The organism is Plantactinospora sp. CNZ320, from assembly GCF_002846275.1.
Window position 1 is genome coordinate 933,558 of record NZ_PJMP01000001.1, and the last position, 21,070, is coordinate 954,627.

Here is a 21,070-nt window from a genome sequence, read left to right on the forward strand (position 1 = left end):
TGTCGTGATCGACGCTCGGGCGGCGGCGTTGCGCGACCGGCTTCGCTGGCGGCTGGTCGCCGCGACGGCAACGCCGGGCACCACGACCGGCACGGTGGCTCCGGCGGTCCTCGGCGGGTACCTTCGCGGGCTGGTCGCCGACGGCGCGGACGCCCTCGCCGTGCTCGCACACACCGGACGTGGCCCGTTCCTCGCCGAGCCGGTGCGGGCCCAGGTCATCCGCGAGGCGGTCGGCACCGGGGTGCCCGTCATCGTCGGTGTGGGCGGCCGACCGGGGGAGCGGACCGAGGCGGTCGCCGCCCAGGCCGTCCAGGCCGCCGCGCTCGGCGCCACCGGAGTGCTCGTGTTTCCCGAGACCGAGGACCCGCTCGGCCACCACGAGGCGGTGTGGCGGGCCGCCGGCCTTCCGATGCTCGCCTTCGACCTCTACCTCCGGCCGTACCCGTCCGACGTACTGGCCGGGCTGCTGGACCATCCGGGGGTGGCCGGGGTGAAGGTCGCCCGGCTGCACGACGCGATCGCCTGCCAGGAGACGCTGGCCGCCGCGCACCGCGCCGGGCGGCTGGCGATCACCGGCGAGGACCGGATGTTCGGCCCCTCCCTGCTGTGGGGTGCGCAGGCCGCCCTCGTCGGCCTGGCCGCCGCCGCTGTGCCGGTCACGGCCGCGGTGCTGCGGGCCTACGCCGACAAGGAGTACGCCGACTTCGTGACCGCCTCGGCCCGGCTGGACCGGCTCGCCGAGGTGACCTTCACCGAGCCGATGGAGGGGTACGTGCAGCGCATGCTCTGGATCGCGGCCGCAGAGCAACGGATTCCGGACGGGTACGCCCAGGATCCGTTCGGCCCGGCACTACCCGCCGAGGATCGCGACCGGGTGCTGCGCGTGCTGGCGGCGCTGTGACCAACCCGTTCACCGCCACCGACCTGCCCGCGATCGACCTCGACATCGACGTCCTCGTCGGCAGCTATCCCGATCGGCCGGGACCGGGCGGCACGCCCGCCCAGGTGGCGCAGACGCTGTCGTCCAACGGCATCGGCCGGGCGGCGGTCGCCAGCCTGCGCGCGGCGCTGTTCGACGTACCCACGGGCAACGACGAGGTGCTCGGCCTCGACCCGGCGGCGGTGCTGCCGGTCGGTGCGGTCGACCTACGTGATCCGCTCGGCGCCGAACGGGAGATCGTCCGGCTCGCCGGCCGGGGTGTCCGGGCCGTCCGGCTCTTCCCCGACGAACAGGGGGTGGCGGCTGACTATCCGGCGGTGCGGCACGTCGCCCGGCGCGCGACCGAAGCCGGTCTGGTGGTGCTGACCGGTGGCGACGTGCGGCAGTTCTGGCGCCCGCTGGCCGGGGCCACGGTCGTCTTCCTCGACACGCACTTCTACCACCTGGGCGACTTCGTGGTGGCAGCCCGCGACGAGCCGGGTTTCCACACGTCGACACGGCTGCTCAACTCGCCAGACGCGATCGAGACGGTCGCCGCCGAACTGGGCGCCGCCCGGCTGCTCTACGGCTCCCGGACGCCCTTCTACGAGGCCGTCGTACCCCGCCTGCGGCTGGCCCGGTCCGGGCTCGACCCTGCTGCGGTGGCGGCGGTGGCGGGCGGCAACGCGCGGCGGATCCTGGGAGACTCGGCGTGATCATCGACGTGCACGCGCACTGGGGACCGTGGTTCTTCACCATGGAGGTGGGCGCGATCGCCACCAACCTCGCCGTGATGGACCGGTACGGGATCGACCTGGCGATCGTTTCCGCGACCGAGGCGGTCATCTACGACACGGCGTCCGGAAACCGTGCCATGGCCGGCGTGCTGGAGCAGACCGACCGGATGCTCGGTTACCTGACGATCAACCCCCGCCGGCTCGACCAGGCCGCCCGGGACCTCGCGGAACTGTTGCCCACCGGACGGTTCGTCGGCGTCAAAATCCACACGGAGTACACGTCGTCGCCGATCGCGTCCGCACAGACCCGGGACGCCCTCGCCCTCGTCGCCGAGCACGACGTGCCGGCCCTCGTGCACACCTGGGGATCGACGCCGCTGGACCTGGCCCAGGTCTGTGCCGACCTGCCCCGGTTGCGTGCCATCGCCGGCCACATGGGCGCGGACGGCTGGCGACACGCGGTCGAGGCCGCCAACTCCGTGGACCGACTCTGGCTGGAGCCCTGCTTCTCGCACACCGAGGCCGGGCGCTTCGCCGCAGTCGCCGCGTCGGTGGACACCCGGCGCCTGTTGTTCGGTACCGACGCGACGCTCATCGACCCGGCGGCGGCGTACGGGGCGGTGATGGCGGCCGGTCTGACCGACGAGGTGGCCGAGCGGGTCGCCTGGCGCAACGCCGCCGAGTTGTTCCGGCTGGACCCGATGTCCGGTTTCCGGCCGGCCGGCTGACCCGCCCCGGCGGGATGTGGGCGCCCGCCAGTCGGTACGTCTGGCGTGCGGTCGCACCCGGGACGTCGCCCCGCTGCTCTGACCACCCGTCGCCCGAATCCGGACGGCGGGCTCTGGACGGCACATATCCCGTTTGGGTGTGGTGCCACCATGTCACCTTGGTGACTTGGTGGCACCACGCCCATCAGGGGACATGCCTTCCCCGCCCGGGGCTCGAGGCTGGGAATGCCGGCCGCCGGCCGGTCGTTACATCTCGCGTACGGCTGAGTAGCACCGCCCGTGAGCTGGGCTGGTGGCCGGGCCGCCGGGAATGATCCGGGGCCTGCGGTCGTTACATATGGTGTTCGCCTGAGTACCAGCACCCCCCGTGCGTGTGAGCCGGGCGAACGATCTTTTCTCCAATGGCACCCCGTGTCCCCCTGTGGGGTGTTCATCCCCGATTGGAAGGTGGACCATCGTGAACACGACTCTGTTCAGCCGATGGCTTCCGGCCGTCGCGCAGACTTCTCTGGTTCGTAGGACCGCTCTGGGTGTTGCTGGTCTGGCGTTCGTCGGTGGCGCTGTCGCCGGCCCGGCCGTGGCCGCGCAGGCTGCTCCGGAGCATGCCGGTCAGGCCGTGTCGCAGTCGGTGATGCAGGCCGACAAGCCCGACAAGGGCAAGAACGACAAGGGTGACAAGGGTAAGAGTGACAAGGGTAAGGGTGACAAGGGTAAGGATCGTAAGGGTGGTAAGCCGTCGCGGGACAGGCTTGTGCCGCGTGGTGTGCAGGGTGAGCAGTCGCGGATTCCGTTGTCGGGTGAGCAGTCGGACAATGTGCGGGCGATTGTGAAGGCGACGAAGAAGGCGGGTCTGGATGAGCGTGCCGCGGTGATCGCGGTGGGTACCAGCCTGCAGGAGTCGAAGTTGGAGAACCTGGGTCATCTGGGTGCGCGTAACGACCATGACTCGCAGGGGCTGTTCCAGCAGCGTCCGAGCTCGGGTTGGGGTTCGGTGGAGCAGATCACCGATCCGGAGTACTCGACCACGGCGTTCCTGAAGGGTCTGAGGCAGGTTGATGGTTGGCAGGACCTGCCGTTGACGGTGGCGGCGCAGAAGGTGCAGGTGTCGGCGTACCCGGACGCGTACGCGCAGTGGGAGGACCAGGCCGCTGACCTGGTAGCCAACGCCTGGAACAACAGCTAAGGACCACAACAGCTGAGCAAGGACAGATCGAAGGCCGGACCCCGGGCGGGTCCGGCCTTCGGCGTCTCCGGCTCGACCCCAGGGCACCGCTCCGAGCGGGATCAGCGGGGCCAGTCGGCGAGTTTCGCGCGGATCGACCGAACCTGAGCGGCGTCCCGGCCGTACCGGGCGAAGCGCTGGTCGGGCAGCCGGTCCAGGTAGCGGCCGGCGGCGGTGATGTCGTCCGGCTCGATCGACGGGTCGTACTCGGTGGCGAGCCGGATCAGGTCCGGCACGGCGTACCTGTCGAGTGCCGCCGCGACGTCGATGTAGTCCCGGACCTCGCGGCGGGTGACCAGGGCGGCGGTCTTGCTGGCAACCAGGTCCTGGACGTGCATGACCGGCCCGAGGTCCATCACCACCGGGCTGCGGTGCCGGTCCAGCCGGCCCAGGCTGAGCCGCAGCCGCCGGCCGCCCCGGCTGACGAGGAAGTCCTTCATGTCCAGGTCGAAGCCGCTGAACAGGCCGGCCAGGTCGCCCGACGGGTCCTCGTCGGCGACGGTGAAGCCGGCCGTCTCCAGCGCGCTGCGGACCTCGGCCTCGGCGCTGGCCGCCGCACCGTCGACGTCGGCGAAGAGGTCGACGTCCTCGGTCGGCCGGGACACCAGCCCGTGTGCCGCCCAGGCCACCCCACCGCCGAGCACGAACCCGTGCTTGTCGGCGACGGAGAGGGCGACCCGGGCGACCTGTCGGTAGAAGTCGTCGAGATGGGTGGTGGTCATGCCGCCCGGCGATCACCGGCTGCCAGCGAAGGGTGCCGTCGCTCCCAGGCCGCGCGTACCCCACGGGGCAGGTTCAACGCGGGCCAGACCCGGCGGAGCACCCGGCCGTTGAGGAACCGGCGCAGGTCGTCGGTGCGGGTGGTCTCGCGCAGGACGTTCTCGTACATCCAGAGCAACTGGTCGGGATCGTCGAGGTCGAAACTGCGCTCCGGACCCCACATCAGCCGATGTGGCAGCACGACGGTACCCCGGGTCGGGCCGGTCAGCTCCGCCACGGTGGGGCTCACGACGGCGGGCCGGCCCGGACGGGCCAGATAGGCGACGCCGGTTCCGGCCGCAGCGGCGTACTGCATGCGCTCAGGGTAGCCGGAACGAGGCGGGAGTGAATCGTCCGTACCCGATTTTGCTTGTCTGTCCGGCCTGCCCGCCGGCCCTGGACGGCACCGGAGCCGGGCCGGGGCCGGGGTGGCTCCACCAGTCGATCCGGCGCTACCAAATCCGGAATGCCGGACTGGTCCGGCTGGTTGTGCATGTCGGTACGCCCGTGGATCAGCCCCCTGGTCGCGGGCGTACCTCCGTGTCCACCGGGCCGAGTGGCCCAGGACAGCACAGCACGACCCTCCCGGAATCAGATCGAAAGGGGCAACCATGAATCCGATCTTCGGACGATGGCTCCCCGCCATCGCGGAGACCGCTCGCACGCGGTGGCTTCCCGCCATCGCCGCACATCCGGTGACCCGGCGGCTCCCGGCCGTCGCGGAAACTCCGATCGCCCGCCGGTCCGCGCTGGCGGTCGCGGGTCTCACCTGCGCGGCCGCCTGCTCGGCGGTGGCCGGTCCGGTCGGCGTGGTCGCCGCCGCCGGTGACCCGGGGGTGCGGTCGGCGGCGTACAGCCAGTCGGTGCGGAACGACGACTCGCGCGGGGACGGCTACCGGCCCGCCGACCGGGGCAACTCGGACGACAGGCCGTCCCGGGCCAAGCTGGTCCCGAACGGGGTGCAGGGTTACCAGTCGCGGATCGACCTCGACGACGAGCAGCGGGAGAACGCCCGGGAGATTGTCCGGGTGGCCCGCAAGATGGACATGGGCCAGCGGGGCGCGGTGATCGGCGTCGCCACCGCCCTCCAGGAGTCGAAGCTGCGCAACCTCGGCCACCTGGGGCAGTGGAACGACCACGACTCGCTGGGGCTGTTCCAGCAGCGGCCGTCGTCGGGCTGGGGCTCGCCGGAGCAGATCCGGGACCGTGACTACTCGGCGACCGCCTTCTTCGACGGCCTCAAGCGCGTCGACCGCTGGTGGGACCGGCCGCTGACCGATGCCGCCCAGGCGGTGCAGGTGTCGGCGTACCCGTTCGCGTACGCCCAGTGGGAGGACCAGGCCGCCGACATCGTGCAGGACGTCTGGTCCCGCTGACGCCGCCCGCTCCGATATCTCGCGTCCGGCGGAACCGTTTCGGGGAGGCTCGGCGCACGCCGGCCTCCCCGAAACGTCGAAGCGGGCGACCCGGACCTCGGTCAGATCCAACTCTTCTTGCGGAAGATCACGTAGAGCGCGACCGCCAGTCCGAGCGTCACGACGAGCGAGATGATGAACTCCGCCGGAGTGTGCCGCCACGGAAAGGCGAGGTTCTGCCCGAAGAACCCGGTCACCGCCGTCGGCACGGCGATCACCGCCGCCCACGCGGTGACCTGCTTGACGATCAGGTTGAGCTGGTTGTTCTGCAACATCAGGTTCGTTTCGAGCATCGTCGTGTTCAGGTCGCGAAGCGAGTCGCTCCACTCGATCACCCGCAGCACGTGGTCGTACAGGTCCTGGTAGTACGGCAACATCTCCTGGTCGACGGTGTGCATGGTGGGACGCATCAGCGCGTTCACCACCTCGCGCATCGGTAGCGTGACCTGGCGCAGCCGGACCAGATCCCGCCGGGCGAGGAAGATCCGCTGCTGCACCTCGTCTCGGCTCATCGCGTCGTGCACGTCGCCACGCTGGTCACCGTCGGCCGACTGGCCACGGCGCTCCTTGAACATCGCGGCCTGGACCCGCTCCAGGGTCGCGTCGAGCTGCTGCACCGCCGCGAAGTGGCCGTCGATCAGGGTGTCGAGCAGGCCGTAGAGCAGGAAGGCCACCCCGTGCCGGGCCAGTTCGGCGCTCTCGTCCCAGCGGGCCTGCACCTGTCGTAGGTCGAACCGGTCGCTGTAGCGGACCGTCACCAGCGCCCGGGGCTTGATGAACGCCGACACCTCGTTGTCGGTCAGCCCGCCGGCCGCGTCCAGCCGCACCATGTAGGTGTTCAGGAACAGGTGGGTGTCGTACCGGTCCAGCTTCGCCCGCTGGGCCTGCTGGACGACGTCCTCCAGGGCGAGCTGGTGCATCCCGAGTTCCTCGGCGAGCAGCCGCAGGTCGTTCTCGGTCGGCCCGCAGACGTCGAGCCAGATCACCACCCGGTCGTCGGCGGCCAGTCGCGCGCCGACCTCCCGGGCGGGGAAGCCCCGATCGACGAGGGCGCCGTCCCGGTACATGCGGGTGTCGCTCATCCGTCCGCCGCCTCGTCCGCCACGTTCCTGACGGTAGGCCGACGGTGCCGGCCGGCGGGGTGGTTCCCCGAACCCGGCCCGGAGCGGCGCGGCGAGGAGATCGGACGGGCGATCTTCGGGCCCGGGTACCCGGACTCGCCCGTGAGCCGCACGGCGTGCCGGTCCGGCCGACGGTGGGGCGTGCCGGATCGCGGCATGCCCCGACCGCCGGCCGGACCGGGCATCCGGGTCAGTCCGGCATGGTCACGCCGAGCGGTTCGTGCGGGGTGAACGTGGCGGGCATGCTGACGAAGCCGTTGATCACGCCGACGCTCTCGTTCTGCTGGGTGGCGTCCCGGTCGATGACGATGTCCGGCATCCGTTCGAGCACCCGCCGCACCATGTGCGGGAACCAGACACGGGCGTGGTTCAGCCCGATGCAGCGGTGGATCCCGAGCCCGAAGCTGGTGTGCCGGTTGGGGGAGCGGTCCAGCCGTACCTCGTCGGGGTCGGGGAAGACCGACGGGTCCCGGTTGGCGGCGGCGAAGGACATCATCACCCGGTCGCCGGCCCGGATCTGCTGCCCGCCGAGCTCGACGTCCCGGGTGGCGGTCCGGGCGAAGCCCATCGCCGGCGGGAAGACCCGGAGGAACTCCTCGGTGGCGTGCTCCCACAGTGACGGGTCGGCCATCAGCGCCGCCCGGTGTTCGGGATGGTCGGCCAGCCAGACCATGGTGTGCGCGAAGAGCGCGGTGGTGGTGTGCACGCCGCCCTGGATCACCAGCAGCGCGGCGCTGACCACCTCCTCGACGGGCAGCGGTTCGCCCTCGATGGTGGCCGTGGCCAGTCCGCTCAGCAGCCCCTCGCCGGGCTCCTCGCGCAGCCTCGGCACCTGGGCGGCGATGGCACCGCCGAGCTGCCCCATGATCTGCACGTTGCGCGGGAAGTCGGGGTCGCTCGGCGGCGACGCCGCGACCCGGTGCATCGGCTCGGCGTAGGTCTGCCAGTCGTCGAGCGGGAGCCCGATCAGCTTCATGGTGGCCAGTGCGGGCAGCGGGTTGCCGTAGTCCAGCACGAGGTCGATCCGGCCGCTGGCGCAGACCCGGTCGAGCAGGGCGTCGGTGGCCTGCTCGGCGAAGGGCAGCGACTCGCGGGCAGCTGTCGGCGAGAAGTACGGGCTCATGATCCGCCGGTACGGGTTGTACTCCGGCGGGTCCAGCTCCAACGGGATCTGCTTGATCGGGTTGGATGGGATGACGATGCCCTGCCGAGGGTCTGATGGGTCCTCGGTGTTCCGGCCCGAGCTGAAGGTGGCGTGGTCCCGCATCACCTGGCTGACGCCGTCGTGGTCGGCCACCACCCAGAAGCCGCCGTAGGCGTCGGTCCGAGCGACCGGGCAGCGCGCCAGTTGGTCGTCGGAGATCGCCCGCCAGTTGGCGCGGTACTCCGGGGAGTGGTGGTCGAAGTCGATCCGGGGGATGTGATCCGATCCGGTCTCGGTGGATTGATCGACAGACATCGCGTCAGAGTACTGCCACAATCACGTCGAGTGGCATAGTCATTCGCGTTGCTGGCAACCGTTCTGCGGCTCCTCGCCCCGTCCTCGCAGGCCGGGGCGGGTTTGCTCGGTCGAGCGATGATCCGAAAATTTCTCGGCACTTTCCGGTCCTTACGGGTTTCGGCGCTTCTCCTCGGGGCACGGTCTGGCTGACCTACCCTCGGAGGGTCGGGCGACCGGCTGGAGGAGGTGCTGACGGTGGGGGTACGCACCTGGATCGAGGGCTGGCCGGTCTACCGCCAGCTCACCGGCACCGACCCGCTCGGCCGGGGAGCCGCCGCGAAGTCGGCCCGCTCCGCCGGGTTGACCCCGCGGACCGACAGCGCCGACTCGGTCGCCCGGTCGGTCTGCCCGTACTGTGCGGTCGGCTGCGGGCAGCGGGTCTACGTCTCCGACGGCCGGGTCACCCAGATCGAGGGAGATCCGGACAGCCCGATCTCCCGGGGCCGGCTCTGCCCGAAGGGCGCCGCCAGCAAGAACCTGGTCACCAGCGAGTTGCGCCAGCAGCGGGTGCTCTACCGCCGTCCGTACGGCACCGACTGGGAAGAGCTGGACCTGCCGACCGCGATGGACATGATCGCCGACCGGGTGCTCGCCGCCCGGGACGCCACCTGGGAGGACGTCGACGACGAGGGCCGGCCGCTGCACCGCACCCTCGGCATCGCCAGCCTCGGCGGCGCGACCCTGGACAACGAGGAGAACTACCTCATCAAGAAGCTGTTCACCGCGATGGGGGCGATCCAGATCGAGAACCAGGCCCGGATTTGACACTCCGCCACCGTCCCCGGTCTGGGGATCAGCTTCGGTCGCGGCGGCGCGACGGACTTCCAGCAGGATCTGCTCAACAGTGACTGCGTCATCATCCAGGGCTCGAACATGGCCGAGGCGCATCCGGTCGGCTTCCAGTGGGTGATGGAGGCGAAGGAACGGGGCGCCAAGATCATCCACGTCGATCCCCGCTTCACCCGGACCAGCGCGCTCGCCGACACGTACGCGCCGATCCGGGCCGGCACCGACATCGCGTTCCTCGGCGGAATCGTGCGGTACATCCTGGAGAACGAACTGGACTTCCGGGAGTACGTGCTCGCCTACACCAACGCGGCGAGCATCGTCAGCGAGGACTTCCAGGACACCGAGGATCTCGACGGCCTCTTCTCCGGCTACGACCCCGACCGGACCAGCTACGACCAGTCGAGTTGGCAGTACGCCGGCCAGGAGAACGACGGAGGTAACGACACCGCCACCGAGCGGGAGAGCGCTGCCGGGCTGCGGCACGAGTCGCACGGACCGCCGGTCTCCCGCCAGGAGGAACGGGACGAGACCCTCCAGCACCCGCGCTGCGTCTATCAGATCCTCCGGCGGCACTACGCCCGCTACACCCCGGAACTGGTCGAGCGGGTCTGCGGGGTCCCCCGGGAGAGGTTCGAGGAGGTCGCCCGGGCCTGGACGGAGAACTCGAAGCGGGACCGCACCACCATGCTCGTCTACTCGGTCGGCTGGACCCAGCACAGTGTCGGGGTGCAGTACATCCGGACCGGGGCGATCATCCAGCTCCTGCTCGGCAACGTCGGCCGGCCCGGTGGCGGGATCCTGGCGCTGCGCGGGCACGCCAGCATCCAGGGCTCGACCGACATCCCGACGCTGTTCAACCTGCTCCCCGGCTATCTGCCGATGCCGAACCACGTCGAGCATCCGACCTTCGAGACGTGGATCGGGAGCATCCAGCACCCGGGCCAGAAGGGCTTCTGGAGCAACGCCCGGGCGTACGCGGTGAACCTGCTCAAGGCGTACTGGGGAGCGGCGGCCACCCCGGAGAACGACTTCTGCTACGACTACCTGCCCCGGATGACCGGCGACCACGGGACGTACCAGACCGTCTTCAACATGATCGACGGCAGGGTCAAGGGGTACTTCCTGCTCGGCCAGAACCCGGCGATCGGCTCGGCGCACGGCCGCGCCCAGCGGCTCGGCATGGCCAACCTGGACTGGCTGGTGGTCCGCGACCTCTTCATGATCGAGAGCGCGACGTTCTGGAAGGACAGCCGGGAGGTGGAGACCGGCGAGATCGCCCCGGAGCGGTGCAGGACCGAGGTCTTCTTCCTGCCGGCCGCCTCGCACGTGGAGAAACCCGGCACCTTCACCCAGACCCAGCGGCTGTTGCAGTGGCGGGAGAAGGCCGTCCAGGCACCCGGCGACTGCCGCTCCGAGCTCTGGTTCTTCTACCACCTCGGCCGGATCATCCGGGGCAAGCTCGCCGGCTCCACCCGACCCCGCGACCGGGCCCTGCTCGACCTGGCCTGGGACTATCCCACCGAGGGCCCGCACGCCGAGCCGGAGGCCGAGGCGGTGCTACGGGAGATCAACGGCTACGAGGTGGCCACCCGCCGCCCGCTGAACTCCTTTGTGGAGATGAAGGACGACGGTTCCACAGTAGGCGGCTGCTGGATCTACACCGGGGTCTTCGCCGACGGGGTCAACCAGGCGGCCCGGCGCAAGCCTGGCGGCGAGCAGAACTGGGTCGCCGCCGAGTGGGGCTGGGCCTGGCCGCTCAACCGGCGACTCCTCTACAACCGTGCCTCGGCGGATCCGGAGGGGCGGCCGTGGAGCGAACGCAAGCGGTACGTCTGGTGGGACGCGGAGCGGGGCGAGTGGACCGGGCACGACGTACCCGACTTCGAGAAGAACAAGCCGCCGTCGTACCGGCCGGACCCGGGCGCGACCGGGGTGGCGGCACTGGCCGGCGACGACCCGTTCATCATGCAGGGCGACGGGAAGGGCTGGCTGTACGCGCCGGCCGGGATTCTCGACGGGCCGCTGCCGACGCACTACGAGCCGGTCGAGTCCCCGATCCGCAACCCGCTCTACGGCCAGCAGGCCAATCCGATCCGCAAGACGTACGACCGGCCGGACAACCCGACCAACCCGAGCCCGCCGGAGCCGCACTCCGACGTCTTCCCGTACGTCTTCACCGTCAGCCGGCTCACCGAGCACCACACGGCGGGCGGGATGAGTCGCAACGTCCGGTACCTGGCTGAACTGCAACCGGAGATGTTCGTCGAGGTGGGGCCGGAGCTGGCCGTCGAACGTGGACTGACGCACCTGGGCTGGGCACACCTGGTCACCAGCCGGGGCGTGATCGAGGCGCGGGTGATGGTGACCGACCGGCTCACCCCGCTGCGGATCGAGGGCCGGCTCATCCACCAGGTGTGGCTGCCGTACCACTTCGGCGGCAACGGGCTGGTCCGGGGCGAGCCGGCGAACGACCTCTTCGGGGTCACCCTCGACCCGAACGTACTCATCCAGGAGAGCAAGGTCGGCACCTGCGACATCCGGGCCGGCCGCCGCCCGAGAGGCCCGGAACTGCTCGACCACCTCGCCGGCTACCGGCGGCGGGCCGGCCTCGACGGGCACCATCCGCCGATAGTCACCGTCGGCCCGCAGGACACCGGTGCCGGCGGCGCACCCGGGCGGCCGAACGACGACGGCGACCCGGAACGGGAGGCATGAGCATGGTCGAGACGCGGCCCTCAGAGGCGCCGGTCAACCCCGCCGAGCGGGCCGGTCACCTCGACCCGCCACCCCGGATGGGATTCTTCACCGACACCAGCGTCTGCATCGGCTGCAAGGCCTGCGAGGTCGCCTGCAAGGAGTGGAACCTGGTGCCGGAGAGCGGGCTCGACCTGCTCGGCATGTCCTACGACAACACCGGGGCGCTGACGGCCAACTCGTGGCGGCACGTGGCCTTCGTCGAGCAGCCCCGGCGGGTCGGCTGGCAGTCGTCACCGCCGCTGGCCGGTCTTCCGAGCGGGCCGCCGATTGCCCCGGCGACCGCCGAGGCGGCTGCCGGAGTGGTCGTCGAGCAGGGGACCAGCCCCGGCGTGCCGCCGGCCCCGGATCCCGCCCCGGCGGGCCGGATGGCGGCGGGAACCCAGTTCCTCGGCATGCCCGGCACCGACCTGCCCGGCCGGCAGGCGGACCGGGACGGCCGGGCCGACCTGCGCTGGCTGATGCTGTCGGACGTCTGCAAGCACTGCACCGAGGCCGCCTGCCTCGACGTCTGCCCGACCGGCTCGCTGTTCCGTACCGAGTTCGGCACCGTGGTGGTGCAGGAGGACATCTGCAACGGCTGCGGCTACTGCATCCCCGCCTGCCCGTACGGCGTCATCGACCAGCGCAAGGGCGACGGCCGGGCGTGGAAGTGCACGCTCTGCTACGACCGGATCGGCGCCGGCCGGATGCCGGCATGCGCCCAGGCCTGCCCCACCGAGTCGATCCAGTACGGCGAGCTCGACGAGCTGCGCGAGCGGGCCCGCGCCCGGGTGGAGCGGCTGCACGCCGACGGTGTCGCCGAGGCCCGGCTCTACGGGCACGACCCGGACGACGGGGTGGGTGGGGACGGCGCGTTCTTCCTGCTGCTCGACGAACCCGAGGTGTACGGGCTGCCGCCGGATCCGGTGGTGACCACCCGCGACCTGCCCCGGATGTGGCGTCGGGCCGGGCTGGCCGCACTCACCATGACGGCCGCCGCGGTCGCCGCCTTCGTCGGGCGGCCCCGGTGACCGCCCGGACCGCGTCCGCCGGACCTGGGCGAGGGCGGCCCGACGAGCGATTCGAGGAGGTGCCATGACCGAGCCGGGACCGGACGGCGGCGGGCCGCTCGGCCAGCGGCTCCGGGCGGCCGCGGACGGCCTCGCCCAGCACAACGGGGGGGAGCTGCGACGCCGCTCCGGGTGGCAGGGCGGTGCGGGGCCCGGTGTCGTCGCCGGGCAGCCGGTGGTCGTCCCGCCTGCCGAGTTCAGCTCGTACTACGGGCGGCCGGTGGTCAAGGCGCCGGTGTGGCGGCGGGACATCCCGGCGTACCTGTTCACCGGCGGGCTGGCCGCCGGATCGTCGCTGCTGGCCGCCGGTGCGGACCTGACCGGGCGGCCGGCACTGCGCCGGTCCGGCCGGCTCGTCTCGCTGGGTGCCCTCGGTGCGAGCACCTACTTCCTGATCAACGATCTCGGCCGGCCGGCCCGGTTCCACCACATGTTGCGGGTCGCCAAGCCGACCTCACCGATGTCGATGGGGACCTGGCTGCTGGCCGTGTTCGGGCCGGCGGCGGGGGTGGCCGCGCTGAGCGAGTTCGCCGCGGTCCTGCCCCGCTGGGGCGTACCCGGGCTGGCCCGTCGGCTGCTGCCACCCCTCGGCCGGATCTCCGGGCTGGCCGCCGCCGCGGCGGCACCGGCGCTGGCGACGTACACCGGAGTGCTGCTCGCCGACACCGCCATGCCGGCCTGGCACGACGCCTACCCGGACCTGCCGTTGCTCTTCGCCGGCAGCGCGCTGGCAGCGGGTGCGGGCGCCGGCCTGATCACCACGCCGGCGGCGCAGAGCGGCCCGGCCGTCCGGCTGGCGGTGGCCGGGGCGGTGCTCGAGACGGTCGCCGAGCGCCGGATCGGCCGGATGGGGTTGACCGGCGAGCCGTACCGGACGGGCCGGCCGGCCCGGCTGCTCCAGGGCGCCCGGTTGCTGCTGGCCGCCGGTACCGCAGGTGCGCTGCTGGCCCGGCGCAGCCGGACGCTCTCGGTGCTCTCCGGCGCGGCCCTGCTGGCGGCCTCGGTGCTGACCCGGTTCGGTGTCTTCGAGGCCGGGGTCGTCTCCGCCCGGGACCCGAAGTACACCGTGGTGCCGCAGCGGGAGCGGCAGGCGAGCCGGGAGGCCGACGCACCGTAGCCACCCCCGGTCACCGGACGAACCGGGTCCGGGCTGCTGGCCAGCAGCGTGACGGGCCGCACTTTCCGGCGGCCCGCCGTGGCGGTGGCGGAGGGTGACGCGCGTATGGTGGGCGCGCTCGGCGGGCAGGACCGGGTCTGATCCCGTCGATCGCCGGGCGGACCGCCAGCCAACGGCGGGGAACCGACGACTGGTGCCCCGGCGGCGGTCCCGGTGCCTCTGCGGATGCTCCGGCCGAAACGTCTTGATCGGGCCCGGTGGTGTACGCCCGATACCTACGGTGACGCCCGGTACCAGCTGATGAGCCGGAAGCCTGTGAATTTGTCAAGACCAGGTCACGAAATCTTGCGAAACTTCCTCGCTTTCCAATAAGTTCCTCCAGGCAACAAAAGAATGTCAGCCGGTCTGAACGACCTGCCCGGAGGCAACAATGATGTTGATGACGCGGCGCGGCGACCAGCCGCTGGACGCGCGCGGTTCCCTCTGGCGCCCCGACGACGGGCGGCCCGCGACGGCCGCCTCCCGCCGGTCCGCCGTACCGGCCCGGACCGGGGAGCGTCGGCGATGAACGACGGTCCCGTACTGCTCCAGATGCGCTCGATCACCAAGGAGTTTCCCGGGGTCAGGGCGCTCTCGGACGTCAACCTCGTGGTCCGGCGCGGCGAGATCCACGCGATCGCCGGGGAGAACGGCGCGGGCAAATCGACCCTGATGAAGGTGCTCAGCGGGGTCTACCCGTACGGCAGCTACTCGGGGCAGATCATCTACCGGGGTGAGGAGAGCCGCTTCTCCGACATCCGGGCCAGCGAGCAGGCCGGCATCGTGATCATCCACCAGGAACTCGCCCTGGTGCCCGGGATGTCCATCACCGAGAACATCTTCCTCGGCAACGAGCCCCGGCGGGCCGGCGCGATCGACTGGAAGAGCGCGAACCGGCAGGCGCTGGAGCTGATGGCCCGGGTCGGGCTGCGCGAGGACCCGGACACGCTGATCAAGGACATCGGCGTGGGCAAGCAGCAGCTCGTCGAGATCGCCAAGGCCTTCGCCAAGGACGTCAAGCTGCTCATCCTGGACGAGCCGACCGCCGCGCTGAACGAGGCCGACTCCCAGCACCTGCTGGACCTGCTGCGCGGCTTCAAGCAGCGCGGCATCACCTCGATCATCATCTCGCACAAGCTGAACGAGATCGCCGAGATCGCCGACTCGATCACCATCCTGCGGGACGGCCGGACCATCGAGACCCTGGACGTCAAGGCGGACGGGGTGGACGAGGACCGGATCGTCCGGGGCATGGTCGGCCGGGAGCTGCACAGCCGGTTCCCCGACCACACGCCCAAGATCGGTGAGGTCTTCTTCGAGGTGCGGGACTGGACCGTCCGGCACCCCGTCTCGCCCGACCGGATGGTGGCCAAGGGCTCCAGCTTCACCGTGCGGCGGGGCGAGATCGTCGGGTTCGCCGGGCTGATGGGCGCCGGTCGTACCGAGCTGGCGATGAGCGTCTTCGGCCGCTCGTACGGCGTCTACCAGGGCGGGCGGATCTTCAAGGACGGCAGGGAGATCGTGCTGAAGTCGGTCGCCGACGCCATCAAGCACGGCCTGGCGTACGTCAGCGAGGACCGCAAGTCGCTCGGCCTGAACCTGCTCGACGACATCAAGACCTCGGTGGTCTCCGCCAAGCTCTCGAAGATCACCGACCACGGTGTGGTCGACCCGGTCCGGGAACACCAGGCCGCCGAGAGCTACCGCAGGAGCCTGCGGGTCAAGGCCCCGACCGTGGACGAGGGCGTCGCCAAGCTCTCCGGCGGCAACCAGCAGAAGGTGGTGCTGGCCAAGTGGATGTTCACCGACCCGGACCTGCTCATCCTGGATGAGCCGACCCGGGGCATCGACGTCGGCGCCAAGTACGAGATCTACGGCATCATCCAGCAGCTCGCCGACCAGGGGAAGGGCGTCATCGTCATCTCTTCGGAGCTGCCGGAACTGATCGGCCTCTGCGACCGCATCTACACGGTCTTCGAGGGCACCATCACCGGCAACATCGAACGGCGGGACGCCGATCCGGAACTCCTCATGAAGCAGATGACCTCAGCGAAGAAGGCGCAGATCCGGTGAGTCGCATAAAGGAACTCCAGAAGTCCCTGTTCGCGGGGACGACATCAAACGCCCGGCAGTTCGGGATGATCTTCACGTTGGTGGCGATCGTCCTGCTGTTCCAGGTCCTGACCGACGGGCTGACGCTGAACTCGAGCAACATGATCTCGCTGGTCAGCCAGTACTCGTACATCCTGATCCTGGCCATCGGGATGCTGATGGTGATCGTCGCCGGCCACATCGACCTGTCGGTCGGCTCGATCGCCGCCTTCGTCGGCATCGTGGTGGCCCAGTCCATGCAGGAGTGGTCGCTGCCCTGGCCGGTGGCGATCCTCTTCGGCCTGCTGGTCGGCGCGGTGATCGGGGCCTGGCAGGGCTTCTGGGTGGCCTACATCGGGGTACCGGCGTTCATCGTCACCCTGGCCGGCATGATGCTGTTCCGGGGCGGCAACCAGTTCATCGGCAGCGCCGACACCATTCCCGTGCCGGAGGGCTTCAAGGTGATCGGCGCCGGCTTCCTGCCGGAGGTCGGTCCGGACACCGGCTACAACAACCTCACCCTGCTGCTCGGCCTGCTCGTCGCGGTCGCCGTGGTGGTCCGGGAGTGGAGGGTCCGGCGTACCCGCCGGGAGATGGACGCCGACGTCGCGCCGCTGTGGATCTCGGCCATCCGGGTCGCCGTGCCGGTCGCGGTGATCCTGTACGCCGCCTTCCGGTTCGCTGGCGGCCGGGTCGGGACCAGCTTCCCGGTCTCCGGCATCATCCTCGGCGTACTCGTGGTGATCTACTCCTTCATCACCCGGAACACCGCCGGCGGCCGGCACATCTACGCGGTCGGCGGCAACTCGCGGGCGGCGGAACTCTCCGGCGTCAAGCTCAAGCGGGTCAACTTCCTGGTCATGATGAACATGTCGGTGCTGGCCGCGCTGGCCGGCATGATCTTCGTCGCCCGGTCGGCCGCCTCCGGCCCGCAGGACGGCATCGGCTGGGAGCTGGACGCCATCGCCGCGGTCTTCATCGGCGGCGCGGCGGTCTCCGGCGGCCTCGGCACGATCAGCGGCTCGATCGTCGGCGGTCTGGTGATGGCCGTACTCAACAACGGCCTCCAGCTGATGGGTGTCGGCTCGGACCGGGTGCAGATCATCAAGGGTCTGGTCCTGCTGCTGGCCGTCGCGTTCGACGTCTACAACAAGAACCGGGGACGTTTCTCGGTCATCGGATCGGTGACCCGCCCCTTCCGCCGGGAGGCACCCACCCTGGCGGCTCCCAGCGTCGAGACGGGTCAGGAGCCCGCCAAGACTCCGGTGGCCCGCTGACGGCCACCGCCGGTGGGGCGGAAAACCTCCGCCCCACCCCCACCACCCTGTAAAGAAGGGCAACCTGCAATGCGTAAGTTCCTAACCAGGGGTGTCGCCGCCGGCGCCATCGCCCTGTTGGCCCTCACGGCCTGCTCCGAGCGGTCCACCGACGGCGGCGGCGACGCCGGGTCCGAGAAGGGCTTCGCCGCCAACTCGCTCATCGGTGTGGCGCTGCCGGCCAAGACCTCCGAGAACTGGGTGCTCGCCGGTGACCTGTTCACCAACGGGCTCAAGGAGGCAGGCTTCTCCTCCGACGTGCAGTACGCCGGCGCCACCGGCACCGTCGCCGACCAGCAGGCGCAGATCTCGGCGATGGTCACCAAGGGCGCCAAGGTGATCGTCATCGGCGCGACCGACGCGGCGCAGCTCACCACCCAGGTGGAGCAGGCCAAGCAGGCCGGCGCGTACGTCATCGCCTACGACCGGCTGATCAAGAACAGCAAGGACGTCGACTACTACGTCGCGTACGACAACTTCAAGGTCGGCCAGCTCCAGGGCCAGGCCCTGCTCGAGGGCATGAAGGCCAAGAAGCCGAACGGGCCGTACACCATCGAGCTCTTCTCCGGCTCGCCTGACGACAACAACTCGGGTGTCTTCTTCGACGGCGCGATGGACGTGCTGAAGAAGGAGATCGACGCCGGCAACGTGGTGGTCGGCTCGGGCCAGACCGACATCAAGCAGACCGCCACCGACGGCTGGAAGGCCGAGAACGCCCAGCGGCGGATGGACTCGCTGCTCACCTCCACCTACAGCAGCAAGACGCTGGACGGTGTCCTCTCCCCGAACGACACCCTGGCCCGGGCGATCCTGACCTCGGTCAAGGGCGCCGGCAAGCCGCTGCCGGTGGTCACCGGGCAGGACTCCGAGGTGGAGTCGGTCAAGTCGATCGTGGCCGGCGAGCAGTACTCCACGATCAACAAGGACACCCGGAACCTGGTCAAGGAGACCATCGAGATGGTCAAGGCCCTCCAGGCCGGTAACGAGGCGAAGACCAACGACACCGAGTCCTACAACAACGGTGTCAAGGTCGTCCCGGCCAACCTGCTGGAGCCGCTGATCGTCACCAAGAAGAACGTGGTCGAGGCGTACGCCAACGACCCGAAGCTGGCCCCGCTCACCGCTGGCGCCAAGTAAGCAGCAGTAGCAGCGGGTTGCGCCCTCCGGGTCCCCGGGATCGTCGATCCCGGGGACCCGTTCCGCGTTTCGCCGGCCTGTCCGGCGGGCTCAACCGGTGACGACCAGGGTCCGCCCGCCGTCCCGGGCCGGCAGCAGTTCGCCGACCACCGGATGGCCGGGCAGCTCACCGGCGAGCAGCAGCCCGCCGGAGGTCTGCGCGTCGGCCAGCAGCAGCAACTCGTCCTCGGCGATCCCGGCCGCGTCCAGGTGCGGGCGCACCCAGGCCAGGTTCCGCCGGGTGCCGCCGCTGACGAAACCGTCGGCCAGCGCCGCCCGGGCACCGTCCAGATACGGTACGGCCGACGCCTCCACCCGGGCGGTCAAGCCGGACGCCCGGGCCAGCTTGTGCAGGTGGCCGAGCAGCCCGAACCCGGTCACGTCGGTGCCGCAGCGGATCCCGGCCGCCACCGCCGCCACCGAGGCGGCCCGGTTCAGTTCGGTCATCGCCGCCACCGCCTGCGCGAACACCTCGCCGGTCTGCTTGTGCCGGCTGTTGAGCACCCCGACACCGAGCGGCTTGGTCAGGGTCAGCGGCAGCCCTGCCCGGCCGGCGTCGTTACGCAGCAGCCGCTCCGGGTCGGCGATCCCGGTGACCGCCATCCCGTACTTCGGCTCGGGGTCGTCCACGCTGTGCCCACCGGCCACGTGACAGCCCGCCTCCCGGGCCACGTCCAACCCGCCGCGCAGTACCTCGGCGGCGAGGGTCAGCGGCAGCACCTCCCGGGGCCAGGCCAGCAGGTTCACCGCCACCACCGGGGTACCGCCCATCGCGTAGACGTCGGAGAGGGCGTTGGCGGCGGCGATCCGGCCCCAGTCGTACGGGTCGTCGACCACCGGGGTGAAGAAGTCGGCGGTCGCCACCACTGCGGTACCCGACTCCAACCGGACCACCGCCGCGTCGTCGCCGTCGTCGAGCCCGACCAGCAGTTCACCCGGCCCCGCCGGAACGGACGTGCCGACCAGTCCGGCCACCACCTCCTCCAGCTCGCCCGGCGGGATCTTGCAGGCGCAGCCGCCGCCGTGCGCGTACTGGGTGAGTCGATGGCGCTCCCCGGTGCTCATCGGACCATCGTCGCACCCGCCGACCGCTCCGCAGTTCAGCCGAAGCGCCAGCGGGTCGCGGTCGACCCGTCGGCGCCGTAGCCGAAGCCGCGCAGCACGGTGACCCGGTAGAAGGCGTACTCGGGTTCGCCCGGCAGTCCGGGATCGCGGACGATGCCGTCGCGGATCGTCAGCTCCCACCGGTACTTCTCCGCGAGGGTGTCGGCCACCTGCCGGAGCAGCGCCGGGTCCCGCAGCCGGACGGCATCGCCCTCCAGCACGAGGTCCAGGTCGAGGTCGGCGGCGGCGACGCTGAGCGCGCAGGCCGGGGCGCCGGCCAGGTTCCGGCCCTTGCGCGAGCCGGGGCGGGTGGTGAAGCAGGGCGCGTCGTCGGCCCAGACCGGCATCACCGGCGCGACGTGCGGCCGGCCGTCCGGCCGTACGGTCGTCAGCCAGCCCTTCGCCGTCGACTCCAACGCCGTCCGGGCCTGGCTCCATGGTCGTACCGTCGCCTCGTCCAGGCTCATCGGCGCCGCGTCCCCGGCCCGGAAGAGCAGTTCGGCGACGGGCGTACGGCCGCTCACGACCGCCCCCGCACCGAATCGACGCCGACCGTGCCGCTCGGGGCCGCGGTCTCCGCCGGATACTCGTCGTGCAGCCGCCACCACCCGTACGGCTGCCCCTGTGGCCACCCGTCCGGCGAGTCCTCCCAGGTCTCCTGCCGCCCGTACGGCGTGAGGTCGAGGAAGGTCCAGCCGCTGCCGAGCCGTTCCACCCCTCGGTCGGTGGTGAAGTAGCTGCGGTAGACCTCGGCACCGTCGCGGAGGAAGACGTTGAGCCCGAATCCGTCGCCCGCGTCCATGTCGTCGGTGAAGTCGCTGTCGGCGCAGGAGTACCAGGGGATCGACCAGCCCATCCGCTCCCGCACCGGCAGGATCTCGGCGAGCGGCCCCCGGGAGACCAGCGCCAGCGAGGTGTCCCGGGCGTGCAGGTGGGCGAGGTGTCCGATGTTGTCGGTGAACATCGCGCAGCCCGAGCAGACGTGGTCGGCGCCGTGCCACATGAAGCAGTAGACGATGAGCTGCCGGCGTCCCTCGAACAGATCCGGCAGCCCCACCGGCCCGTCCGGGCCGACGAACCGGTAGTCCTTGTCGACGCGGACCATCGGCAGCCGGCGCCGCTCGGCGGCCAGGGCGTCCAGCGCCCGAGTGAGTTGTTTCTCCTTGTCGCGCAGCGTGGCCAGGGCGGTCCGCCACTGCTCGGCCGGTACCACCTGAGGTCGGTTCATGG

Annotated in this window: 18 protein-coding genes and 1 pseudogene; 12 read left to right on the plus strand and 7 right to left on the minus strand. The window is 70.9% G+C overall.

Annotated elements, in window-relative coordinates; genetic code table 11:
* Positions 1–4 precede the first annotated feature (4 nt).
* The 4 genes from CLT71_RS03950 (at position 5) to CLT71_RS03965 (ending at position 3,567) form a co-directional block, all read left to right on the plus strand.
* Positions 5–901: a dihydrodipicolinate synthase family protein gene (locus CLT71_RS03950; RefSeq protein WP_199187500.1), complete on the plus strand. Its 897-nt coding sequence runs from the start codon at positions 5–7 to the stop codon at positions 899–901.
* Positions 898–1,635, plus strand: coding sequence for a hypothetical protein (locus tag CLT71_RS03955; protein WP_101365895.1), 738 nt, complete (start codon positions 898–900; stop codon positions 1,633–1,635). The genes CLT71_RS03950 and CLT71_RS03955 overlap by 4 nt, the downstream gene beginning before the upstream one ends.
* The gene (locus tag CLT71_RS03960) at positions 1,632–2,384 is read left to right on the plus strand and encodes an amidohydrolase family protein (protein WP_101365896.1); all 753 of its coding nucleotides are present in this window, start codon (positions 1,632–1,634) and stop codon (positions 2,382–2,384) included. Before CLT71_RS03955 ends, CLT71_RS03960 begins: the two co-directional genes overlap by 4 nt.
* Positions 2,385–2,841: 457 nt before the next feature.
* Positions 2,842–3,567: a hypothetical protein gene (locus CLT71_RS03965; protein WP_486483042.1), complete on the plus strand. Its 726-nt coding sequence runs from the start codon at positions 2,842–2,844 to the stop codon at positions 3,565–3,567.
* A gap of 101 nt (positions 3,568–3,668) precedes the next feature.
* Here CLT71_RS03965 and CLT71_RS03970 read toward each other — a convergent pair whose 3' ends face one another.
* Together CLT71_RS03970 and CLT71_RS03975 are read right to left on the minus strand one after the other, a co-directional pair.
* Positions 3,669–4,328: a nucleotidyl transferase AbiEii/AbiGii toxin family protein gene (locus CLT71_RS03970; RefSeq protein ID WP_101365897.1), complete on the minus strand. Its 660-nt coding sequence runs from the start codon at positions 4,326–4,328 to the stop codon at positions 3,669–3,671.
* Positions 4,325–4,681: a hypothetical protein gene (locus tag CLT71_RS03975; RefSeq protein WP_101365898.1), complete on the minus strand. Its 357-nt coding sequence runs from the start codon at positions 4,679–4,681 to the stop codon at positions 4,325–4,327. Before CLT71_RS03975 ends, CLT71_RS03970 begins: the two co-directional genes overlap by 4 nt.
* Positions 4,682–4,976: 295 nt before the next feature.
* On the opposite strand from CLT71_RS03975, the gene CLT71_RS03980 reads away from it, so the two are divergent.
* On the plus strand, positions 4,977–5,741 hold the full coding sequence (locus tag CLT71_RS03980; protein ID WP_101365899.1) for a hypothetical protein: 765 nt from the start codon (positions 4,977–4,979) through the stop codon (positions 5,739–5,741).
* A gap of 101 nt (positions 5,742–5,842) precedes the next feature.
* Here the strand turns inward: CLT71_RS03980 and CLT71_RS03985 are convergent, their stop codons facing one another.
* Both CLT71_RS03985 and CLT71_RS03995 read right to left on the minus strand, forming a co-directional pair.
* The gene (locus tag CLT71_RS03985; protein WP_101365900.1) at positions 5,843–6,862 is read right to left on the minus strand and encodes a magnesium transporter CorA family protein; all 1,020 of its coding nucleotides are present in this window, start codon (positions 6,860–6,862) and stop codon (positions 5,843–5,845) included.
* A gap of 229 nt (positions 6,863–7,091) precedes the next feature.
* Positions 7,092–8,360, minus strand: a complete 1,269-nt coding sequence (locus CLT71_RS03995) for a cytochrome P450 (protein ID WP_101365902.1) — start codon at positions 8,358–8,360, stop codon at positions 7,092–7,094.
* Between the two features lie 237 nt (positions 8,361–8,597).
* On the opposite strand from CLT71_RS03995, the pseudogene fdh reads away from it, so the two are divergent.
* The 7 genes and pseudogenes from fdh to CLT71_RS04030 all read left to right on the plus strand — a co-directional run.
* A pseudogene (fdh, locus tag CLT71_RS04005) lies at positions 8,598–11,801 on the plus strand (formate dehydrogenase); the annotation flags it as partial.
* 107 nt (positions 11,802–11,908) lie between these two features.
* Positions 11,909–12,958 (plus strand): 4Fe-4S dicluster domain-containing protein, encoded by a 1,050-nt coding sequence (locus CLT71_RS04010; protein WP_101365904.1) that lies wholly within the window; start codon positions 11,909–11,911, stop codon positions 12,956–12,958.
* Between the two features lie 64 nt (positions 12,959–13,022).
* Positions 13,023–14,114 (plus strand): NrfD/PsrC family molybdoenzyme membrane anchor subunit, encoded by a 1,092-nt coding sequence (nrfD, locus tag CLT71_RS04015; protein ID WP_101365905.1) that lies wholly within the window; start codon positions 13,023–13,025, stop codon positions 14,112–14,114.
* A gap of 439 nt (positions 14,115–14,553) precedes the next feature.
* Positions 14,554–14,682: a hypothetical protein gene (locus CLT71_RS37780; protein WP_486483043.1), complete on the plus strand. Its 129-nt coding sequence runs from the start codon at positions 14,554–14,556 to the stop codon at positions 14,680–14,682.
* Positions 14,679–16,226 (plus strand): multiple monosaccharide ABC transporter ATP-binding protein, encoded by a 1,548-nt coding sequence (gene mmsA / locus CLT71_RS04020; RefSeq protein WP_101365906.1) that lies wholly within the window; start codon positions 14,679–14,681, stop codon positions 16,224–16,226. Before CLT71_RS37780 ends, mmsA begins: the two co-directional genes overlap by 4 nt.
* Positions 16,223–17,521: a multiple monosaccharide ABC transporter permease gene (mmsB, locus tag CLT71_RS04025; RefSeq protein ID WP_101365907.1), complete on the plus strand. Its 1,299-nt coding sequence runs from the start codon at positions 16,223–16,225 to the stop codon at positions 17,519–17,521. The genes mmsA and mmsB overlap by 4 nt, the downstream gene beginning before the upstream one ends.
* 69 nt (positions 17,522–17,590) lie before the next feature.
* Positions 17,591–18,697, plus strand: a complete 1,107-nt coding sequence (locus CLT71_RS04030) for a substrate-binding domain-containing protein (protein ID WP_101365908.1) — start codon at positions 17,591–17,593, stop codon at positions 18,695–18,697.
* A 90-nt stretch (positions 18,698–18,787) separates the two neighbouring features.
* Here CLT71_RS04030 and selD read toward each other — a convergent pair whose 3' ends face one another.
* Genes selD through CLT71_RS04045 form a run of 3 tightly spaced genes read right to left on the minus strand, consistent with a single transcriptional unit; the run spans position 18,788 to position 21,068 of the window.
* Positions 18,788–19,801 (minus strand): selenide, water dikinase SelD, encoded by a 1,014-nt coding sequence (selD, locus tag CLT71_RS04035; RefSeq protein ID WP_101365909.1) that lies wholly within the window; start codon positions 19,799–19,801, stop codon positions 18,788–18,790.
* A gap of 35 nt (positions 19,802–19,836) precedes the next feature.
* On the minus strand, positions 19,837–20,364 hold the full coding sequence (locus CLT71_RS04040; protein ID WP_101365910.1) for a pyridoxamine 5'-phosphate oxidase family protein: 528 nt from the start codon (positions 20,362–20,364) through the stop codon (positions 19,837–19,839).
* Positions 20,361–21,068 (minus strand): DUF899 domain-containing protein, encoded by a 708-nt coding sequence (locus CLT71_RS04045; RefSeq protein WP_101365911.1) that lies wholly within the window; start codon positions 21,066–21,068, stop codon positions 20,361–20,363. The genes CLT71_RS04040 and CLT71_RS04045 overlap by 4 nt, the downstream gene beginning before the upstream one ends.
* Positions 21,069–21,070 lie beyond the last annotated feature (2 nt).

Excerpts from the sequence above, each read along its gene's own strand:
- CLT71_RS03995 (WP_101365902.1), bottom strand. The coding sequence starts at position 8,360 with ATGTCTGTCGATCAATCCACCGAGACCGGATCGGATCACATCCCCCGG.
- CLT71_RS03980 (WP_101365899.1), top strand. The coding sequence starts at position 4,977 with ATGAATCCGATCTTCGGACGATGGCTCCCCGCCATCGCGGAGACCGCT.
- mmsA (WP_101365906.1), top strand. The coding sequence starts at position 14,679 with ATGAACGACGGTCCCGTACTGCTCCAGATGCGCTCGATCACCAAGGAG.
- CLT71_RS04045 (WP_101365911.1), bottom strand. The coding sequence starts at position 21,068 with ATGAACCGACCTCAGGTGGTACCGGCCGAGCAGTGGCGGACCGCCCTG.
- CLT71_RS04030 (WP_101365908.1), top strand. The coding sequence starts at position 17,591 with ATGCGTAAGTTCCTAACCAGGGGTGTCGCCGCCGGCGCCATCGCCCTG.
- CLT71_RS04010 (WP_101365904.1), top strand. The coding sequence starts at position 11,909 with ATGGTCGAGACGCGGCCCTCAGAGGCGCCGGTCAACCCCGCCGAGCGG.
- selD (WP_101365909.1), bottom strand. The coding sequence starts at position 19,801 with ATGAGCACCGGGGAGCGCCATCGACTCACCCAGTACGCGCACGGCGGC.
- nrfD (WP_101365905.1), top strand. The coding sequence starts at position 13,023 with ATGACCGAGCCGGGACCGGACGGCGGCGGGCCGCTCGGCCAGCGGCTC.
- CLT71_RS37780 (WP_486483043.1), top strand. The coding sequence starts at position 14,554 with ATGACGCGGCGCGGCGACCAGCCGCTGGACGCGCGCGGTTCCCTCTGG.
- CLT71_RS03975 (WP_101365898.1), bottom strand. The coding sequence starts at position 4,681 with ATGCAGTACGCCGCTGCGGCCGGAACCGGCGTCGCCTATCTGGCCCGT.
- CLT71_RS03985 (WP_101365900.1), bottom strand. The coding sequence starts at position 6,862 with ATGAGCGACACCCGCATGTACCGGGACGGCGCCCTCGTCGATCGGGGC.
- CLT71_RS03970 (WP_101365897.1), bottom strand. The coding sequence starts at position 4,328 with ATGACCACCACCCATCTCGACGACTTCTACCGACAGGTCGCCCGGGTC.